Origin of the sequence: Thermosipho globiformans, from assembly GCF_003990895.1 — a bacterium.
Lineage (GTDB): Bacteria > Thermotogota > Thermotogae > Thermotogales > Fervidobacteriaceae > Thermosipho > Thermosipho japonicus.
Genome location: NZ_BHXD01000003.1, coordinates 66445 through 86818, shown reverse-complemented (window position 1 = coordinate 86818; position 20374 = coordinate 66445). Strand labels below are relative to the sequence as shown.

At 31.7% G+C, this 20374-nt stretch carries 21 protein-coding genes and 1 tRNA gene; 4 read left to right on the top strand and 18 right to left on the bottom strand.

The window, feature by feature from the left end:
- Position 1: 1 nt before the first annotated feature.
- The 18 genes from EO083_RS03535 to recJ all read right to left on the bottom strand — a co-directional run bounded on the left by EO083_RS03535 (position 2) and on the right by recJ (position 16204).
- Positions 2-2629, bottom strand: coding sequence for a GAF domain-containing sensor histidine kinase (locus EO083_RS03535; RefSeq protein ID WP_126992816.1), 2628 nt, complete (start codon positions 2627-2629; stop codon positions 2-4).
- 104 nt (positions 2630-2733) lie between these two features.
- Positions 2734-3264, bottom strand: coding sequence for a ribosome hibernation promotion factor (locus tag EO083_RS03530; RefSeq protein WP_126992815.1), 531 nt, complete (start codon positions 3262-3264; stop codon positions 2734-2736).
- Between the two features lie 11 nt (positions 3265-3275).
- Positions 3276-3746 (bottom strand): hypothetical protein, encoded by a 471-nt coding sequence (locus EO083_RS03525; protein ID WP_126992814.1) that lies wholly within the window; start codon positions 3744-3746, stop codon positions 3276-3278.
- Positions 3747-3785: 39 nt separating this feature from the next.
- Entirely contained in the window at positions 3786-4604 is an 819-nt protein-coding gene (locus tag EO083_RS03520) for a DegV family protein (protein WP_126992813.1), read from the bottom strand.
- Positions 4605-4608: 4 nt separating this feature from the next.
- On the bottom strand, positions 4609-4884 hold the full coding sequence (locus EO083_RS03515; RefSeq protein ID WP_004100557.1) for a F0F1 ATP synthase subunit epsilon: 276 nt from the start codon (positions 4882-4884) through the stop codon (positions 4609-4611).
- Positions 4885-4928: 44 nt separating this feature from the next.
- Complete coding sequence (gene atpD / locus EO083_RS03510) at positions 4929-6341, bottom strand: F0F1 ATP synthase subunit beta (RefSeq protein WP_126992812.1); 1413 nt, start codon at positions 6339-6341, stop codon at positions 4929-4931.
- A gap of 22 nt (positions 6342-6363) precedes the next feature.
- Positions 6364-7185 (bottom strand): ATP synthase F1 subunit gamma, encoded by an 822-nt coding sequence (atpG, locus tag EO083_RS03505; protein ID WP_126992811.1) that lies wholly within the window; start codon positions 7183-7185, stop codon positions 6364-6366.
- A gap of 6 nt (positions 7186-7191) precedes the next feature.
- Complete coding sequence (atpA, locus tag EO083_RS03500; protein WP_004100563.1) at positions 7192-8715, bottom strand: F0F1 ATP synthase subunit alpha; 1524 nt, start codon at positions 8713-8715, stop codon at positions 7192-7194.
- A 4-nt stretch (positions 8716-8719) separates the two neighbouring features.
- Positions 8720-9271 carry a F0F1 ATP synthase subunit delta gene (locus EO083_RS03495; RefSeq protein ID WP_126992810.1) on the bottom strand — a complete coding sequence of 184 codons (552 nt, stop codon included), beginning with the start codon at positions 9269-9271 and terminating at the stop codon, positions 8720-8722.
- Positions 9268-9753 carry a F0F1 ATP synthase subunit B gene (gene atpF, locus EO083_RS03490; RefSeq protein ID WP_126992809.1) on the bottom strand — a complete coding sequence of 162 codons (486 nt, stop codon included), beginning with the start codon at positions 9751-9753 and terminating at the stop codon, positions 9268-9270. Before atpF ends, EO083_RS03495 begins: the two co-directional genes overlap by 4 nt.
- 14 nt (positions 9754-9767) lie before the next feature.
- A complete protein-coding gene (locus tag EO083_RS03485; protein WP_004100570.1) occupies positions 9768-10019 on the bottom strand; it encodes a F0F1 ATP synthase subunit C in 252 nt (83 codons plus the stop codon).
- A 24-nt stretch (positions 10020-10043) separates the two neighbouring features.
- Positions 10044-10886 (bottom strand): F0F1 ATP synthase subunit A, encoded by an 843-nt coding sequence (gene atpB, locus EO083_RS03480; protein ID WP_126992808.1) that lies wholly within the window; start codon positions 10884-10886, stop codon positions 10044-10046.
- The gene (locus EO083_RS03475) at positions 10870-11250 is read right to left on the bottom strand and encodes an ATPase (protein ID WP_126992807.1); all 381 of its coding nucleotides are present in this window, start codon (positions 11248-11250) and stop codon (positions 10870-10872) included. Before EO083_RS03475 ends, atpB begins: the two co-directional genes overlap by 17 nt.
- Positions 11228-11479, bottom strand: coding sequence for an AtpZ/AtpI family protein (locus EO083_RS03470; protein ID WP_126992806.1), 252 nt, complete (start codon positions 11477-11479; stop codon positions 11228-11230). Before EO083_RS03470 ends, EO083_RS03475 begins: the two co-directional genes overlap by 23 nt.
- On the bottom strand, positions 11476-12546 hold the full coding sequence (locus EO083_RS03465) for an aminopeptidase P family protein (RefSeq protein ID WP_164723691.1): 1071 nt from the start codon (positions 12544-12546) through the stop codon (positions 11476-11478). Before EO083_RS03465 ends, EO083_RS03470 begins: the two co-directional genes overlap by 4 nt.
- Before the next feature lie 25 nt (positions 12547-12571).
- Positions 12572-12648 (bottom strand) — tRNA-Arg (locus EO083_RS03460).
- Positions 12649-12652: 4 nt separating this feature from the next.
- Positions 12653-13267 (bottom strand): Holliday junction resolvase RuvX, encoded by a 615-nt coding sequence (gene ruvX / locus EO083_RS03455; RefSeq protein WP_126992804.1) that lies wholly within the window; start codon positions 13265-13267, stop codon positions 12653-12655.
- A 9-nt stretch (positions 13268-13276) separates the two neighbouring features.
- On the bottom strand, positions 13277-16204 hold the full coding sequence (gene recJ, locus EO083_RS03450) for a single-stranded-DNA-specific exonuclease RecJ (RefSeq protein ID WP_126992803.1): 2928 nt from the start codon (positions 16202-16204) through the stop codon (positions 13277-13279).
- 230 nt (positions 16205-16434) lie between these two features.
- On the opposite strand from recJ, the gene EO083_RS03445 reads away from it, so the two are divergent.
- From EO083_RS03445 to EO083_RS03430, 4 genes are read left to right on the top strand one after another with little or no spacing between them, the layout of a single operon-like run.
- Positions 16435-16644 (top strand): hypothetical protein, encoded by a 210-nt coding sequence (locus EO083_RS03445; RefSeq protein ID WP_126992802.1) that lies wholly within the window; start codon positions 16435-16437, stop codon positions 16642-16644.
- 15 nt (positions 16645-16659) lie between these two features.
- Positions 16660-17523 carry an Hsp33 family molecular chaperone HslO gene (gene hslO, locus EO083_RS03440; protein ID WP_126992801.1) on the top strand — a complete coding sequence of 288 codons (864 nt, stop codon included), beginning with the start codon at positions 16660-16662 and terminating at the stop codon, positions 17521-17523.
- Positions 17520-18716: a HAMP domain-containing sensor histidine kinase gene (locus tag EO083_RS03435; RefSeq protein ID WP_126992800.1), complete on the top strand. Its 1197-nt coding sequence runs from the start codon at positions 17520-17522 to the stop codon at positions 18714-18716. The genes hslO and EO083_RS03435 overlap by 4 nt, the downstream gene beginning before the upstream one ends.
- Positions 18706-20361 (top strand): formate--tetrahydrofolate ligase, encoded by a 1656-nt coding sequence (locus EO083_RS03430; RefSeq protein ID WP_126992799.1) that lies wholly within the window; start codon positions 18706-18708, stop codon positions 20359-20361. The genes EO083_RS03435 and EO083_RS03430 overlap by 11 nt, the downstream gene beginning before the upstream one ends.
- Positions 20362-20374: the final 13 nt, after the last annotated feature.

Sequence of the window (20374 nt, the reverse complement as noted above, 5' to 3'; positions counted from 1 at the left end):
ACTAATCCTCCTTGTTTTCTAAAGGTAGTTCGAATATGAATCCATTCCCATTTTCATCAGGTTCAACCCATATTTTTCCATTATGTTCATCTTCAACTATTTTCTTACAAATTGGCAAACCTAAGCCCGTACCATGTACTTTTGTAGTGAAAAATGGAGTAAATAATTTTTCAAGAATATCTTTTGATATAGGTTTTCCTTCATTCCATATTTTTACTTGTACAGATTTTAATAATTTTTTGACCTCTATTACTATTTTACCACCAATAGGTGTCTCATCAATAGCGTTTTGAATTAAGTTTATTAAAACTTGCTTGATTCTAGACTTATCCGCATAAATTTCTATATTTTCTTGATCTGTCTTAAATTCAAAGAGTATGTTTTTTTCCTTAATCCTATCTTCGTGTAGAATGTAGACTTCAGAAATCAATTCGTTTAAATTGAATTCTGAAAATTCAATAATTTTTTTATCTCTACTAAATTCTAGAATTTCAGAAACAATACTTTCAAGTCTTACAATCTCGTCAGATATAATTTTTAAATATTTAGATCTTTTGTTTTCATCGTTTGCATATTTTTCAAGACGTTTTACAAATCCTCCAAGAACAGAAATTGGATTTCTTAGTTCGTGAACAACTCTTGCAGCCATTTCACCAAGTGCAGCTAATTTCTCTTGCTTCTTTCTTTCTTTTTCTAAAATAACTCTTTCTGAGACATCTTCAAAAGTGACAATAACTCCTTTAAGAGTTATTCTTTCAGAGTCCCATAACGGAGAAAAAGATACATCAAAATATTTTTCCTGTCCCATTACTGGTATTAGGTAATTTGAAAGTTTAATTTCTTCTTTCAGTTTTAGTACTTCTAGAGCCATACTTTCTATGTCTTCAAATTCCCCACCTAAATAGGCTAATCTTTTTTCTAACATTTGTTCTTTTGTTCTACCAAAGTAATATTCTGCTCTTTCGTTCCATTCGGTTATTTTACCATCTTTTCCTAAGACAACCACTGCTGCCGAAAGATTTTGTAGAATAAGATCTGAAAACTCTTTTAAATATTCTACAAGATTTTTTTGTTTTTCAAGATTCAATGTTTTTTCTTTTAACTCTTGGTAATTTATTGAATTTTCAATTGCAAGGCCAGCACTATCTGAGATAAGTCTTAAAATTTCTATATCTACACTATCAATTTCATGCTTTGAAAATTTATTGTCTAATATTACAACCCCGATTGTGTCATTCTTACCTATTAAAGGTACAATTACAAATTCATCTACTCCAAGAAGCGGTACTAGAAAATCTACTTCTTCTAATCCGTCTAAAATTTTTTTGTTAACATGAACAATTTTTCTTCTTAGAACAGCCCTTTCAAGAAATCTACTAGCACCATATGGAATAATCTTATCTTTAATTTGCTTAGTTAATTCTCCTTCAAGATCTAAACCTAAGGATTCTTCTCGAAGGTATTGAACTACGTCTGCATATCGCATAGCACGCTGATTTGCTTTTTTCCATATTGTTTCTACTTCCTCTTCATTTGCAGGGCCAATCCATGCTTTACCGATAAGTGAGTTTTTTTCAAAATCTTTTAAAAGTAAAAGTGCTCGATTAAATCCAAGGGTTCTTCCTGATGTAAGACCTATTAGTAATATCTTCAAGACATTTTTTGGATCACTACTACTTCGCATTGCTTGACTGATATAGTGAACTATGCTCATTTTTCGTAGTTGCTCTTTTTGTTCTTCTATTAACCTTTCGTGTTCTTTTTTTAGCTCATTTAGTTTGTCAATTTCATTTTGAAGCTTTTTATAATATACAAGTCTTGAGATTGCAAGTTGGAATCTTTTTACAGAGGCGACCACAAGTTCTAGATCAAAATCTTCATAACTTTTTTCTGGGATGTATCCTTCACCGTGTAGTTTGTTTATGAAAATCAACCACCCATCTTCTGTGCCGTTTAAAGGTATACTCATTACTGACTTTATTTTTACATTAAAATTTTTAAAATCTATATTGATGCTTCTCAAAATTTGTGGTTCACTTTTAAATACATTTATTGAAAAATCAGAAAAACCTGGTATTAAGCTTTCAGAAGGTTCAACCGGGTAGGAATATTCAATAAAATAATCTTCTCCTGCTTTTTTGGCTAAAAACACAAATTCACTTGGAATGTACTTATAAAGTTCTCCGACAAAATTTTTTTTAAGCTCTCCTAGACTATCACTTTTTTCAAATATGTCTGTAAGTTGTAGTATCTTCTCTAATTTTTCTTTTCTTCTATTAATTAAGAAAAGATCATAAACTAACGCAAAAAACTTTGAAAATTCATCTATAAAAATTTGATCTTTTTCAAAGTTTTCTCCCACTATTATTGCACCTATTTTTCTACCTTCAAATTCTAAAGGTATAATCTGTTTGTTGAAATTTTCATCATTAGCTTTTATTTTTTTTCCAGCATTGATACCAGCAACTATTCTGAAAATATTTTTTCTTTCTTCAAAGATTGCTAAACTTAATTCATTGACTTTAAGATGTTTTTTTAATGAATCGACTAATTTTTCCAAACTTTCATTTGGGTATCCTTTTTCAAATAAGTTGTATACAGCCTCATATATTAATGAATATTCTATCATTAAAATCACCCCAATCTAATTTTAACATAAAATATAACCTATTAAAAAAATAAAATGGCTTCGGAAGAGTCCGAAGCCATTAGAAATTTTGTATTAGATTTTAATTATTCCTGAAATTCATATAAAACAAATTTACCATCTTTTCCCTTAATTAACATATTAATTTCATCTGTTTCCATATTTCTAAAAACGAAGAATTCATGATTCATAACTTCCATTTGTGCGATTGCTTCTTCAACACTTGTTATCATTAGATTTACTCTTTTAACTGATGATATCTTTTCTTTAGACTCTTCTACAGGCATTTCGTCTGTAAAGACCTCACCGAGCCCCTTCAAATTTGATTTATTTCTAGTTCTTGCATATTCTCTTTCCCTTTTTAATTTTTTTTCGAATGCATCTGATAGGATATCAATTAAGTTATAAATATCATCGGAAGTTTCAGTAACTACAAGATCTTTGCCAAGATAATGCATCATTGCTTTTCCAATGAAACTAGTAGCATCTTTTTCTAATTTAATATCAAGATGTACTTCGTCTTCTAAAACCCTATCAACCTTTTGAAATCTTTTTTCAATATAATTTTTTACAGCATTTGTTAAATCAAATCCTTTTGCAGATACTCTGTAATCCATAAAACCACCTCCTAAAGTTCTTCTTTCAGATTTCTAAGTCTAAAGTTTACGTCTGGTGCTAATTCTAGCAAATAAAAAGTTAACGTTAATAATATGAACATAATTTTTAAAAATATATTACTTTGATGTATCTTTTTATCTATTGCTATTATTAATGATATCACAAGTGAACCGGAAATAAGAAATAACAAGGGAAAGAAATATGATAAAAAACAAAACAAAATAGATAAAATAACATAGTTATAGAAAATTAAAACATTATTTTTAAAAAATTCTGGTAAATTTGAGCACCATTTATATGCTATTAAAAGATAACCAAGGATCCCCACCAAGAATATCGTATTAGATATATAAATATTTTTATTTGTGAAACTGAAAAAGAAATTTGCAGCAAAGCCTAGTGAGAAAAATACAGATACAAAAGCTACGAGGTCATCACCAGGAAGGCTGGTTGAAAATAATTTAGAAAGGTTTTTTTCCATAATGTGGAGGATAATTCCTCCATTCCCCCCTTTCAAATATTAACTACTGACAACAAATCCAAATACTTCTGGACCAGTATGGATTCCGACTGCTGCACTTATTTGAGTAATATCCTTTATATTGAAATGTTGCACTAATCTATCTATATATTTCTTATATTCTTTACTACCATAGGCTGCTAAGAAATACGGATCACTTATTTGATGTTCTTTTAAGAAGCTTTCACCAAGCTCAATAAGCTTATTTACAAGTGAAGAAAGTTTTCTTTCCATTGCAATTGATTCTACGGCACCCGTTTCATCAACACTCAAAATTGGTTTTATTTTTAACATCTTTCCAAGTAAAGCCTTTGCTTTTCCAATTCGTCCGCCTTTTTCAAGGTATTTTAAATCCATAACGGCAAAGTACATTTTTAAATTTTTTCTTATCTTATCAACTATATCTTGTGTGAGTTCTATATCTTTTTCCGCATATTCAACTAGTTTTCTAAAAATTGCGTATGATTCTATGCTTGCGGTTTTTAAGTCTAAAACCTTTACTTTGTCTTTAAAATTCTGACTTATCATTTGGAACATATTAAATGTTCCGCTTAATTTGCTTGATAATGAGAGCATGTATATTTTGTCATATTCATCGTACAGCTTTTTAATTAACTCTTCAGTTTCTTTAGGATTAGGCAAAGAGGTTGAAAAACTCTCTGCATTTTTAAGCATCTCGTAAAATTGATCAACTGTTAAATTAACTTTGTCTACAAACTCTTTACCGTCAATTATAACCCTTAGTGGGGAAAAAAAAATTGGATATTTTGTTTTAACATTTGGCATATCAAAGGAAGAATCAGCTATGAATGCAATCATGTAACTATCCTCCCAAATACTTATGTGGATCTATTTCTTTTTTTATATCCTCTGTTACTATTATAACATTTTCTCCATCACAATGTAAAAAACCATCATCAATAACGTATTCATAAGTTTGTGTGTTATCTTTTGCAACAACCTTGTCAACTTTTAGTTTAGCAATTATAGGTGCACGCCTTTCAAGTAATCCCATTTCCCCTTCAACAGTTCTAACAGTTACCACGGTAACATCCTTTTCAAACATTAAACCGTTTGGCGAATAGATCTTTAGCTTCAAAACAATCCCTCCCATATAAAATGCGTGAGCAACTTGCCCACGCATTATTTTTTCTGTAATTGTTTTGCTTTTTCAACAGCCTCATCAATTGTTCCAACCATATAGAAGGCCATTTCTGGTAAGTCATCATATTTTCCTTCTAATATTTCTTTAAACCCTCTAATTGTTTCATTTATAGGAACATATTTTCCAGGAATGTTACTGAACTTTTCAGCAACGTGGACTGGTTGACTTAGGAATCTTTCTATTTTTCTAGCTCTTTGAACTATTAATTTATCTTCTTCAGAAAGTTCTTCCATACCAAGAATAGCAATAATATCTTGGAGATCTTTATATCTCTGCAATATTTCTTGGACACCTCTTGCTACTTCATAGTGTTCTTGTCCAATAATGTTAGGATCGAGCATTTTTGATGTTGAATCAAGAGGATCAACAGCTGGATATAGACCAAGTGCAGCCCTTCTTCTTGACAAAACAACCGTTGCATCAAGGTGAGTGAATGTAGTTGCTGGTGCAGGGTCAGTAATATCGTCTGCAGGAACGTAAATTGCTTGAACTGAAGTAATAGACCCTTTTTTGGTGGAAGTGATTCTTTCCTGTAATTCACCCATATCGGTTGCTAGCGTTGGTTGATATCCAACAGCAGATGGCATTCTTCCGAGTAATGCCGACACCTCACTACCTGCTTGAACGAATCTGAAGATGTTGTCAATAAATAACAATACATCTCTTCCTTCTACATCTCTAAAATATTCAGCCATTGTTAATGCAGTTAATGCTACTCTAAATCTTGCTCCTGGTGGTTCATTCATTTGCCCAAAAACAAGGACTGTGTTATCTAAAACTTCTGCTTCTTGCATATCAAGATACAATTCATTTCCTTCCCTAGTTCTTTCACCAACTCCTGCAAACATTGAAAATCCGTGGTGTTCAATTGCTATATTTCTAATAAGTTCCATAACCAAGACTGTTTTTCCAACACCAGCGCCACCGAAAAATCCTATTTTTCCACCTTTTGGGAATGGAGCAAGAAGGTCAATAACTTTTATACCAGTCTCTAAAATTTCAACTGATGTTGATTGTTCAGTGATTGAAGGTGGGGCTTTATGGATTGGCCAATATTCAACGTCTTTGATTTCATCTTCTTTACCATCTATAGGTTCTCCAATAACGTTAAACATTCTTCCAAGAGAACCTTTTCCAACGGGGACTTTAATTGGTTCTCCTGTGTTTTCAACCTCTAATCCTCTCATCAAACCATCTGTTGTATCAAGTGCAACAGTTCTAACAGCGTTATCACCAATTAGTTGTTCAACTTCAAGTACTAATTTTTTTCCTGTTTGTGGATTTATGACAACAAGAGCATCATATATATCAGGTAGATCTCCTTCTTCAAATTGCACGTCAACAACGGGCCCAATTACTCTTAGGATCTTTCCTTTAGACTTTTTTGACACTTTATATCACGCTCCTTTAAAATTATTCCTCTTGCAGTGCTTGAGCGCCAGAAACTATTTCAATAAGCTCCTGGGTTATTGAAGCTTGTCTTTCTTTATTGAACTCAAGAGTAAGTTCTCTAATCACTTCATCAGCGTTTTCTGTAGCATTTCTCATCGCATTTTGTCTTGAGTATAATTCACTAACTTTTGTTTCATATGCGTAAGAGTATATACTTGTTGCTACATAAAATACCAGAGCTGAATCTACTAGATTTTCTAGTTTAGGTTCGTATTCATATCTTGAAGATTTGGTGTTTTCAATTTCAATTGGGGTAAGTTGTACAATTTCAGGCTTTTGCATAAGTCTATTTTTAAATTTTCCGTATACTACAAAAATTTTTCCAACCCCATCATTTACTAAATCATTTGTTAATGTTTTGGCAAAATCAAATGTAGGAACATCATAAATTCTTTCATAAATTCTCCTGGTACTTTTATGTTTTTTAAAGAAGGGAATTGTTTTATTTCCTATCGCATAAACGTAATCAATACCTTCTTTTTCAACAAAATTCAATGCAGCTCTTCCTATTTCAGTTGGAAAAGCACCACACAAACCCATATCGGTTGAAATTACGACTAGAGCTTTTTTCCCTTCACCGGTTATAAATGGGTGACTACCTACAAATTCTATGTTTTCAAGAATTCGTTTTGTTTCATTTAAAAATTCTCTAACACCTTTCAAATTTTTTTCTATTTTCTTTACTCTGGCAGTTGCAACCATTTCCATTGCCTTGGTAATTTTTTTTAGTGATTCGGTTGATTGAACTCTCTTTTTAATTGAAAGTAGCTTTCCTCTACTCATTTAGCATCACTTCCCATATACTTTGACAAATTCACTTTTGAATTCTTCAATTGCTTCTTTTAGCATTTTTTCAGTTTCTTCTGAAAGATCTTTCTCCTCTCTAATTTTGTTTAAAATTTCTGACTTTTTATCTTTTAGAAATTCAATTAATTTTTTTTCAAAGAGTCTTACTTTTTCCACTTCAAGATCATCCAGATAGCCATTTATACCTGCATATAGAACAGCAACTTGTTCTTCAACTTCCATAGGAGCGTATTGTTCTTGTTTCATTAATTCCATTAATCTTTGACCTCTAGTAATTTGTGCTTGAGTTGCTGGATCAAGTTCTGTAGCAAACTGAGCAAATGTTTCAAGTTCTTGGTATTGAGCAAGATCTAGCTTTAATGACCCTGCGACCTTTTTCATAGCTTTAATCTGTGCAGCTCCACCAACACGAGAAACAGAAAGCCCTATGTTTACGGCAGGTCTTTGACCTGCATAGAAAAGAGATGGTTCAAGATAAATTTGTCCATCAGTTATTGAGATAACATTTGTTGGGATATATGCGGATATGTCATTTGCTTGAGTTTCAATAATTGGTAGAGCAGTTAAAGAGCCTCCACCGTATTTTTCATCTAATCTTGCTGCTCTTTCAAGAAGTCTAGAGTGTAAATAGAAAACATCTCCTGGATAAGCTTCACGTCCAGGTGGTCTTCTAAGTAAAAGAGAAAGTTGTCTGTATGCAACAGCATGCTTTGAAAGGTCATCATAAATTACTAGTGCATCTTTTCCGTTATAGAGGAAATATTCCCCCATTGCACAGCCTGCATATGGAGCTATGTATTGCAATGCAGCATTATCTGCAGCACTTGCAACAACAACTGTGGTATATTCCATTGCTCCTGCTTCTTTTAATTTACTAACTAATCTTGCAACAGCAGACGCTTTTTGACCTATTGCAACATATACACAATATACACCTTTTCCTTTTTGATTTATTATTGTGTCAATTGCTATTGCAGTTTTACCTGTTTGCCTATCTCCGATTATTAGTTCCCTTTGACCTCTTCCAATTGGAATCAAAGCATCAATTATTTTTATACCTGTTTGAAGAGGTGTATCAACTGGTTTTCTGTAAATAACACCAGGTGCTTTTACTTCAACATCTCTAAATTCTTTTGCTTCAATTGGTCCGAGGCCATCTACAGGTTCACCAAGTGGGTTTACGACTCTACCAAGGAGTGCTTCACCGACAGGAACTTGCATTATTTTCTTTAATCTTCTTACAGTATGTCCTTCTTTAATTCCTTTATAATCACCTAGAATTATTATACCTACATTATCTTCTTCTAAGTTAAATGCAACGCCTATTGTCCCGGTTTCAACAAACTCAACCATTTCATTGGCCATAACGTTATTTAAGCCGTATGCTCTTGCAATTCCATCACCGACTTGTATAACCTTACCAACATCTTCTAAATTAATTTCTTCTTTGAACCCTTCAATTTTTGACTCAAGTACTTTTACAATTTCTCCGGGATTTATTCTCAAGATTTCACCCCTTTCTTAAGAAAAAAACTTCCTTAGCAATCTTGTCCATTCTTCCCTTTATTGACACATCTATCATTTTTCCAGCAAATTCTATAACTGCTCCTGCAATTAAAGATTCATCAATTGTTTCTTCAATTACAGGGGTTTTACCGACATATTTTTCTACAAAATCATTTATAACTTTTATCTCTTGGTCTGATAACTTTACAGCAGTTTTAACATTAACCAATATCTTATTTTCAATATCAATAGCAGCGTATTTATAAAGTGTTTGCATTTGAGGAATAAACTTTTCTCTTTTGTTCTCAAAAACGATATTAATAAAATTAAAGAAGGGTTCATCAGGTGTTTCTTTAAAAACTTCCTCAAATGCTTGTTTTATTACAAGAACCTTTTGTTCTGATTTTACAATTGGATTATTGAAAAATGTTGCAAAATTTTCATAAATATCCTTTACAAAAGATAGAAATTCACCATATTTTTCAATTTTATTTAATTTTTGTCCAACAATCAATAACGCTTTAACATATTTGCCGGCAATAACAGAATATCTCATTTTTCAGACCCCTTTAAAACTTTCACAAGATATTCTCTCTTTGCCTTTTCATCTAAAGTACCTTTGAGAACTTTCATTGCAAGAGCAACCGCGATTTCTCCAACCCTTTGTTCCACTTCCTTTATCATTTCTGCACGTTGTCTTTCAATTTCATCTTTTGCTGCAGCTATGATTTTAGAAGCTTCATCTTCTGCTTTTTTCTTGGCATCGCTTATAATATTTTCAGCTTCGTCTTTTGCCTTTTTTATTATTGAATCAGCTTCGTTTCTAATTTTCCTTAGTTCTTCTGTTGCTTCATTTTTAAGCTCTTCAGCTTCTTTTCTTAATTGTTCAGCTTTTGCTATTTCTCCCTCTATCTTTTCTTTTCTTGCGTCCATAACCTCAAAATATTTATCGTAGAGGAATTTCTTTAAGAAGTATAAAAGTAACAAAAAACTCATCAGTTGTACAACTGATGTCAAATTAATTTCAAACATATCCATAATATCGCCTCACATTATAATGTAAGAAGTATTAAGAAAGCAATCAAAAGGGAGTAAATACCTGTTGATTCAGCAACAGCGTCTGCAAGTAACATACGAGTTGTGATTGTTCCGACCATTTCAGGTTGTCTTGCCATTGCATCCATTGCGTGTGCACCAATGTTACCTTCACCGATACCAGGACCAATAGCACCTATACCCATTGCAAGACCAGCACCAATTGCTTTACCCATAATGATTAATGCATCTGCCAAGCTTTTTTCCATAAGTACCAACCTCCTCTTAAAGATTTATGATATTTTTTCTGAAATATATGCAACTGCTAACATTGAAAACACTAGTGCTTGAACCAAACCAACAAACATACCAAAGTATCCCCAAAATACAACAGGCATAAATAAATACTTAACTAGATACGAAAGCATAAACGTTAAAATTGCACCTCCACCAATATTTCCAAAAAGCCTTAATGAGTGAGAGATTGGTTTTGCAAGTTCACCAATGATGTTCATCGGAAGCATTATTGGTGTTGGCTCCATCCATGATTTAAGCCATCCGCCAAATCCCTTTGCTTTAATTGCAAACGCATGGCTTATTACAAAGACCATTAATGCATAAGTTAGATTTGTATTCAGATCAGCGGTTGGTGAAAACCAAGTATCCTGGAAGAGAGTAAATTTAACGTGACCATCTACCACACTTACATTTATACCTGGAATTGCACCACCAATTATATTAGCGATTGATATGTAGATAAACAAGGTGGTTGCAATCATAAAGGTAGGCTTTACAAACTTTGGATCATCAATAACACTTTCTACAACTTCATACATAAAGTCCATTACTGATTCAGATAGAGCTTGCTTTCTATCAGGAATAACTTTAAAATTTTTTCCAACGCGTACTGCGAAAATAATAAGGCCTATAATTATAGCCCAACTCATTATTAGAGTTAGAGGATTAATTCGTGTGTACCAAGCTTTTGTATCAGAAAATTGTACTATCCATCTGTTGGCAAGTCCTTTTGTTACCTCAGCAGTGTCTTTCGGCACAAAGTAGATGGCATTGATAATTCCAACTACAGTATAAATTATTAAAAATATTAAAAGACCTGTGCTAATCTTTTTTTTCATGCCAGCCACCTCCAAATAAAAAGCCCACAAAATACGCAGAAATTTTTACATTTATCAATCCTAAAAAAGCACTAATAATTGCTGTGAGTTTTTCTTCAAAAATGACTCCCACTAAAAGAAAAATACTGGCTGAAAAAATGTAACGAATGTAGTATCCTTTTTTGCTGATTTTTCTTTTCAAATTCAGACTAATTATATCGTAATATAGCGAAATTATGTATAAAATTGCGCCAAGTGTACCTAAAATGTAACTTACTATAAACGTCGTTTTGTTTTTTGTAATAATACTACCAATAGCTATTACAATTAAAGCTATAAATATTATAACATAAATAAATTGTTTAACTATTTTTTCGTCTTTCATTTTTATCAACCTTTTCAACTTCTTTCAGCAGTTGCCGTATAGCATTATAAATACCGGATATAGCACCGAAAAACAGAAAAATAATTACGAATAATTTGTCTTTTTCAAAAATTTTATCAAGCCATTTTCCAATAAAATAGCCTATTACGATATTACCTATTACCGTTGCTCCAAAAAGAGTTAAAAGATTTAATTTGTTTAATTCTTTTACGACATTATCCTTTTTCATACTATAAAAATATCTCTTGGAAGACTACTTAAAACTTCACAGCCGCTTTCAGTGAGTAGAATATCGTCCTCGATTCTAATACCAAACTTGTTTGGTAAATAAATTCCTGGTTCTACAGTTACAACGGAATTTGCTGGTAATTTTTCATTGTTTAAATAACTTAATCTTGGTTCTTCATGCACTTCTAAACCAATGCCGTGGCCTAGTGAGTGCCCAAAATACTCCCCGTATCCTTCATTTTTAATGTGTTCTCTAGCAGCGAGGTCAATTTCAGCACCTGTTAAAGATGCTCTAGCAATTTCTATAGCTTTTTCTTGAGCTTTGTATACAACATTGTGAACTTTTTTGACTTCTTCAGAAGGCTCACCGATACAGAATACTCTAGTTAAATCACTTGCGTATCCTTTGTAAAATGTCCCCCAGTCAACAACAACAGGCTCGCCTTTTTCTATGTTTTTTTCACTTGCTATTCCGTGTGGAAGGGAACCACGCCATCCGGACGCAACGATTGTATCAAATGAAAATTTATCTCCACCAAGCATTTTAATTTGGTATTCAAGGTAAGCTGCAAATTCTTTTTCAGTCATACCAACTTTAACGATTTCTAGAGTTTTTTTGAAAGCTTCTTCTGCAATATAAATTGCCTTCCTTATTAATTCAATTTCCTCATCTGTTTTCACTGCTCTAAGTCTCAAAAGCTCTTGCGAGACATCTATAAATTTAACACCATCAAGCTTATTGATTAAATATTCCATAACTTTTGCTGACGTTTTATCTTTTTCAATTCCAACCTTTTTTGCTTTAATATCTTTTAGGAGTTCAACCATAAGATCTAAAAATTTTTTATCACCTTTGAACTTTACAAGATCAAATTCTGATTCCAATTTTACTTGCTGCCAATATCTTGAATCAGTTGCAATTATCCTTTTATCTTTTGAAAATATTACACCAGAAAAGCTTCCACTAAAACCAGAAATAAATCTTGTAGTTGGTTTGTTAGAGCCTTCAAAATTAAGAACTAATAAGGTATCTAATCCTTTTTCGTTTAGTAAATTTACTAAATTCATCATTTTCCCCCTTTCATTTTTTACTTGGTGTGCCTGGCGGGATTTGAACCCGCAACCTCTGGATCCGGAGTCCAGGGCTCTATCCAATTGAGCTACAGGCACTTACCTAGACTAATATAATTTTACCACCACTTTTCAAAAAATTCTTTCCAGTTTTTTCAAATTCTTTTTTTGTAATAACTATATTATATTTTTTGTCCAGTGTGTCGGGATTTGAATACGTAAAATTTCCAATACTTAAATGCAAAAAAGCTATTGAATAATCTTTAGTTAATGCGTCACCTTTAACCTTTTTTGAAGGTGGAACTTCATAAAATAATACGTTTTCTTCCTTTAGATTTAAATTTAAAAATTTTTCTTTTCTAAATTTTTGAGCAACACTTGGATTTTGTGCAAAGTCCATAAAGATTTGTCTTGCACTAAAAGCGTCGTCATCTTTAATACCAAAGGAGCTTGCCATTTTTGTAGTTAGCCGTTCATCTATTAAAAAAACGTCGTAGCCTTTTTCCAATAATTTATTTGCAAATGTTAGAACTTTAAGACTTTGTGTCGAATAATTCCCACTCATTGATAGTGGTATTCCCAATATTATTTTTTGACTTTGAGTATTTAAAATAAACTTCATTATATCTTTAGTTTTTACAGTGCCACTTTTTGAAATAAAATTGTTTCCAATTGCATATCCACATTTACTATTTCCATAGTCAATTGCTATTATCATTATACACCTCTATATCTCAAGATATGTATCATACATATCCCTTTCTTCTATCATTTTATAAATATCCTTTATTGAGTTGTTTAGTAAGAACATAGTGTATCTTTCAAAATATCTAAGTTCAAATTCACGTTCAACATTTCTGAGAATTTTCTTAATTTCTTTGTAATCTTTTATTGCTTGATTTAATATTTTAGGTGAAATTGATACATTTTTGGAAAACTCCAAAAATTCTTCTTTGTTTTTTATATTATTTTCAAAGAATTCTTTTACTACATTTTCTAGGTTTTCTGGAAATAGCTTTTTTAGATGTTCCATTCTTTTTTTAGCATCCTCTTCGTTGTAATAAAGTTGCAAAATGGTATATGAATCACCTGAAACTGCGTCTATCAATTCTTTAACAGAAAGTGGGAAATCAAAAAGTCTTATTTCTGAACCATTTGGAAGCATTGATGGAAGTCCATCAGAATTTGTTGATGATACTAATTTTTTTATTCTTCCTTTTTTAATAAGTGTACTTATAGCCTTTTTTTGGAAATCCTCTAAAATAGGGCTGTAGAATACTAAATCTTTAAATTTGTACCCCTTAGTAATTAATTTTTCATAGAATTTTGTTACGTAGTTATAGTTTGAAAACAAGAATGCAATAGAATCAACGTCATAATCGATTGTCTTTTTTGAATTTCTTCTATCTTCAAGTCCAAAATTTAGTTTTCTTTCTTCGCTGTACAAAGGAATGTTAGTATCAAATTTATAAAGGCTTGTGATTATTAATTTATCTTTTTTTAATTTTTTTAAAAGCTTTTCATACATCTCAGTAGAGAGAGCTGACAAAATATGTATTTCATTTAATACAATAAAGTCGAAATCATCAACTGGAATTTGTTCTTCAACTAACATTACTGCGTTTGTAATAACGTGATTTGAAATTTTTCTATTTAAAGAATTTACAAATGAAAGATCCTTAGGTGAATGTCTTGAGAGGCTTTCATATACATGAAGTGCTTCAATGTTATTTGGATTTACTATTAAAGTTCTTCCTTTTTGCATTAATAGCATTAAAAATGCATTCCTTGTCATTGGATCCATTTGTAAAACAAAAGGTCTTTGGACATGAAGATACTTTTCAACTTTTTCATACCTTTGAGAAAGCTCATCAAAAACTCCAAAGTGTTTAAATTCTTCTTCTTTTTGTGATTTCCAGTCATTTGTAAATGAATAGATAAAGTATTTGTCGTTGTAATCTTCTTCATGGATGGAAGAAATTTTAAAATCTAAAATATTTAAAATTGGACCGACTCCATTTTTTCTTATATTTGCAACAACATCTAATGATGTAAGAAATGCTTGAATTGCAGGTATATCATAATAATTTTTTCTAAGACCAAATCCGATACCTTCCACAGTTTGTTTGTTTTTTCCTTTAAGGATCATCCTTACGTTGGAGTTGGTATTTCCAAAGAATCGTATTCTATCAACAATACTATCTTTAATTAAGAAAACAGGTTCAGGATTTCCATGGCCAAATGGTTCCAAATACCTGAGAGAATCTATGATTTCATCATTTATATCATCGACTTCTAAAATAGAATCTATCTCAATTTTTGAGTCTACTTCGAAAAAAGTATTTCCAAATTTTTCTGATATTGCTTCGATTAATTCTGGTATTTTTTCATCCTTTATACTAAAGCCAATTGCCATTGGATGACCCCCAAATTCTTCAAAATAACTTGCAAAATCTGATAAAACTTCTAAAATATTTACACCGTCCACACTTCTACCTGAACCTCTTCCAATTCCGTTTTCCAAAGATACAACTAAAGAAGGTTTGTTATATTTTTGAACTAATTTTGTAGCCACAATTCCTAAGACACCTGCATGCCAGTTGTTGCCGCTTACAATTAAAATTGGCAGATCTTTAATTTTAGAATGTTCAATTTTTTCTATTGCCTCTTTGAAGATTTTGTTTTCAATCTCTTGTCTAGTAAAATTGTACCCCATTAGCATTTCAGCAAGTTGTTCTGCAGAAGATATATTATCGGTCATTATTAGTTTGTAAGCATCTTCTGCAGAATAAAGTCTTCCTGCTGCATTCAATTTTGGTGCAAGTCGATATCCAATATCTTGACTTGATATATTTGTAATATTTAATTTTTTCATAAGTTGTAAAAGACCAATTCTGTTAGTTGCGTTTAGTCTTTTTAAACCTTCTTTTACTATATATCGATTTTCATCTACCAAATCCACCATATCGGCTATTGTTCCTAGTGCAACAATATCTAATACTTCATCGACTTTATCACCTGGAATTCCAAGTTCTTGTGCAACAGCCGAAATTAATTTATATGCTACTCCAACTCCTGCAAAATCCCTGAAAGGGTATGTTTCATCTTCTCTTTTTGGATCAACCACAGCGTGAGCTTCAGGAATTTTATCTTTGATCGTATGATGATCGGTTATAATGACGTGCATCCCTAGTTTTCTTGCTTTTTCTACTGCTTCAAAACTTGTTATTCCGCAATCAACGCTCAGTAGAACTCTGTAGCCTTTTTTAAAATATTCTTCTACAACCTGTGGTTGTATACCATAACCCTCGTCAAGGCGGTTTGGAATGTAATAATCAACTTTCCAGCCGTATTTTGAAAGGAAAGTCACAAGGGTAGCTACACCAGTGATGCCATCTACATCGTAATCACCATAAACAAACACTGGAAGCTTTTTTTCTCTTGCTTCCAATAAATACTTAACAGCCTTATCCATGTCTTTTAGCAAAAATGGAGAGCGAAGGTGTTTTTTAGATGGGTATAGGAATTTTTCAATTTCTTCAAAATCTGTATAACCTCTTGTTACCAATAACTGAGAAGTTAAAAATGGAAGATTTAACTCCTCAGAGATCTTCTGAGCAAGCTCCTTATTAAATTTTTTTAATTCCCATTTCACTATCCTACTCCTTTCTTTTTTATTTTTTCTTTTGTAATTATTTTACCACAACTAAAATTTAATTAAAAGAATTTAATTTTTTTTAAAAAATGTTGTATAATATAATTGCATTTCTAGTTTTCTCTCCGTCTTTTTCTTTTTTCTTTTTTCTTATTGTGTCCCATGTTCCACCAGCAACATTTTGTAAACAGAAACAAGCTTTACCAAAAAACTTCATAGGAGGTGGAATTATGAGGAACACCCCTTACTATTGGCTAGTTCTTCTTGGAGAAAAAGAGTACCATATTTTACCAATACTTTTTGTTCCATCTCAATCCCATGTCGATAACATTCTTGAAACGATTTACAAAAACAAACTTATTGATTTTGAAGTCAAAAGGGTAATGTTTTCAGATAATTTTGAAGCAGTTAAGAGGGTTACTGAAAAATATCTTAATTAAGAAGGGTGGTTTTATATGTTGAAAAATGGTATTGCTTACAAGGCTCTTGTTAGGTTTTCAGTTATAGATAGTACACAAATTGTTAGGACTGCAACAGAAAAACATGGACTTTCTCCAATTTCTGCGGTAGCATTAGGAAGATTGTTGACTGGAGCTGCATTAATGATTCCTTGGCTTTCTGAAAAAGAAACATTAACCTATATTATAGAAGGTTCAAATCAAATAAAGTACATAGCTTCTCAAGCAAAAAGTGATGGTACTGTAAGAGGCTATGTTATCCCAAAGATAGTTGAAACAATGACAAACGAACTTGGAAAATTTGATTTAAAAAAGGCTATAGGAAGAGGTACATTAAAGGTAGTAAGAGATCTAAATTTAAAAACTCCATATGTTACACCAGTTGAGTTAGTAAGCGGAGAAATAGCAGAGGATCTTGCGCATTATTTTGCTGTTTCAGAGCAGCTCCCAACTGCTATAGCACTTGGAGTTTTAGTTGACAAAAATGGTATTAAAAAAGCCGGTGGAATAGTTATTCAAATTTTGGATAAAAATTTACCTGAAAGTGATATACTAGAAATTGAGAAAAAATTTAAAGAAGTTACTCCGATATCAAACTTTTTAGAGAATAATACTGCTGAAGATGCTGTAAAACATATATTTGGGGATAAAATTGAAAAAATTGAAGAAAGAGAAGTAGAATTCAAATGTAATTGTTCATATCAAAAGGCTGTTGAGTCATTAAAGCTTTTAAAAGTAGATGAGCTTAAAGAAATGTTAAATGAAGGAAAAGCTGAAGTTGAGTGTAAATGGTGTAGTGCAAAATATTATATTGAAAAAGAGGATATCGAAAAGATTTTGGAGGAAAAAGAGGGAAAATGAGTATTTCATCTAAAGTGACTTATATAACCACTGTTATTACAGCTATTACAATGGCAATAGTTTTAATTCTTTTATACTCAAGTATTCGGTTTATGATCTATCAGTCGACTAAAAAAGATCTAATTGAAAGTGTTAGACCATGGCTTGTTACACCAATGGGGAGGATGCACAATCCCAAAAATGATATTTATATTTCAAAAGATGGGGTTGTTGTTGTTGATCCTTACAAAATTGGGCCAGTAAATAAAATAGGAAAGTTTGAGATTAATGGTAGAACTTACCTTTTTTTAAAAGCAGAAAATTTGATAGTTGGAAAAGATATTACTCCTATAGTAAATTACTTAAATAACATAAAGAAAATTTTTGTGTATATTTTTGTTATTTCATTGTCACTTATTAGTTTTCTTACATACTTTATAACAAAGAAATCTACAAAGCATTTAAGAAATTTTGTCAGTGAACTTTCAAAAATTAAAGGTGATAATTTAAGTTATAGATTTATAAAGCCGAATACTCATGATGAGGTAGATGAACTTGTTGAAAAATTTAACGAACTTATGGATCGTGTTGAAAAAAATTACAAGCTTCAAGAAGAATTTGTATCAAATGTATCTCATGAATTAAAAACTCCAATAGCAAACTTAATAGGTTATTCGAAAATGCTTGAAAGATGGGGCCACAAAGATGAACAAATTTTAAAAGAGGCTATAGATTCTATTTCTCAAACTTCCAAACAGATGAAAGACTTGGTTGAAAATATGATATTACTTTCAAAAAATCTGGAACTTGATATGGAACAAATTAATTTGAGAACACTAGTTGAAGGGATAGTAGTAGGATATAAAGATAGTGAAATTAAAATAATCGGAGATGGAACAATTTTGGCCAATAAAGAAGCTTTAGAGATTGTAATTAAAAATTTAATTGAGAATGCTATATATCATGGAAAAGTACCTATTGAGATAAAATTGTACCAAGACAGAATAGAAGTAACAGATCATGGAGAAGGTATAAGCAATGATTTAAAAGAAAGGATATTTGAGAAATTTCATAAGTCGAGAAAATCTAAAGGTCATGGATTAGGACTATATATAGTAAAAAAACTTTGTGATCAAATGGGGCTTAATATTTACATTAAGGATGATAAATATACCACATTTGTAGTTGAAAGGAGTGAAAAAGATGAAAACTGATATTGAAATTGCAAGAGAAGCAAAATTGGAGAAAATAACAAAAATAGCAGAAAAAATAGACATACCAGAAGAATATGTAGAACCATATGGAAAGTACATAGCAAAAGTTGATTTAAAAATATGGGAAAAAGTTAAAAATAACAAAGATGGAAAGTTAATTTTGGTAACTGCAATGACACCAACCCCAGCCGGAGAAGGTAAAACAACAACAAGTATAGGACTTTCTATGGCGTTAAATAGACTCGGAAAAAAATCAATAGTAACACTTAGAGAGCCATCACTTGGTCCGGTATTTGGAATTAAAGGAGGGGCTGCTGGTGGTGGCTATTCTCAAGTTCTCCCGATGGAGAATATAAATCTTCATTTTACCGGAGATATACACGCAGTTTCAGCGGCTCATAATTTGATATCAGCAGTAATAGATGCACATATAAAGTTTGGAAATGAGCTTGGGATTGACCCCACTCGTATATATTGGAAAAGAACCATGGATATGAATGATAGGGCTCTTAGAAATATAGTTGTAGGTCTTGGAGGAAGTGCAAATGGACAACCACGTGAAGATGGATTTATAATTACTGCTGCATCTGAAATTATGGCTATTTTGTGTCTTGCTAAAGATCTTAAGGATCTAAAAGAAAGACTTTCGAATATAGTTGTAGCTCAAAGTTATGACAAAAAGCTTATTAAAGTAAAAGATTTAAAAATTGAAGGAGCACTTGCAGTTTTATTGAAAGATGCTATTAAACCTAATCTTGTTCAAACAATTGAAAATACACCTGCATTTGTACACGGAGGGCCATTTGCAAATATTGCCCATGGAACAAATAGTATAATTGCAACAAAATTAGCATTAAAGCTTTCTGATTATGTAGTAACAGAAGCAGGATTTGCAGCAGATTTAGGTGCGGAAAAGTTTCTTGATTTTGTTTCACCGACAGCAGGTTACGATGTGAATGCAGTTGTTGTAGTTGCTACAATAAAAGCTTTAAAATACCATGGTGGTGTAAAGAAAGATGAGCTTGACAAAGAAAATGTTGAAGCTATGTTAAAAGGTATGGAAAATCTTAGAGTTCATGTTGAAAATTTGAAAAAATATAACGTTCCAGTTGTAGTGGCTCTTAATGTGTTTGGAAGTGACACACAAAGAGAATTAGATGAATTTTCAAAGAATTGTGAAATTCCTCATGCACTTGTTTATGCATTTGAAAAGGGCGGAGAAGGTGCTATTGATTTAGCAAATCTTGTTCTTGAAAACATAAAAGAAGATCAATATAAACCTTTAATAAATGCTGGAATGAATCTTGAGGAGAAAATTGAAACACTTGCAAAGGAAATTTACAGGGCAGGGAACGTGATTTATACCGATAAAGCAAAAAGTAAATTAAAATTCTTAAAAAAGCATGGATATGATACACTACCGGTAATTGTTGCAAAAACACAATCAAGTATTTCTGATGATCCAAAAAAGATTAATGCGCCATCTGGTTATACTTTTACAATAAGAGACTTTGAACTTTCAGCTGGCGCAGGATTTATAGTAGCACTTGCCGGTGACATTATGAGAATGCCAGGGCTTTCAAAAATTCCAAATGCGGTTAATATAGACATTGATGAAGAAGGAAATATAATCGGGCTATCATAAAATAAACAGCTCC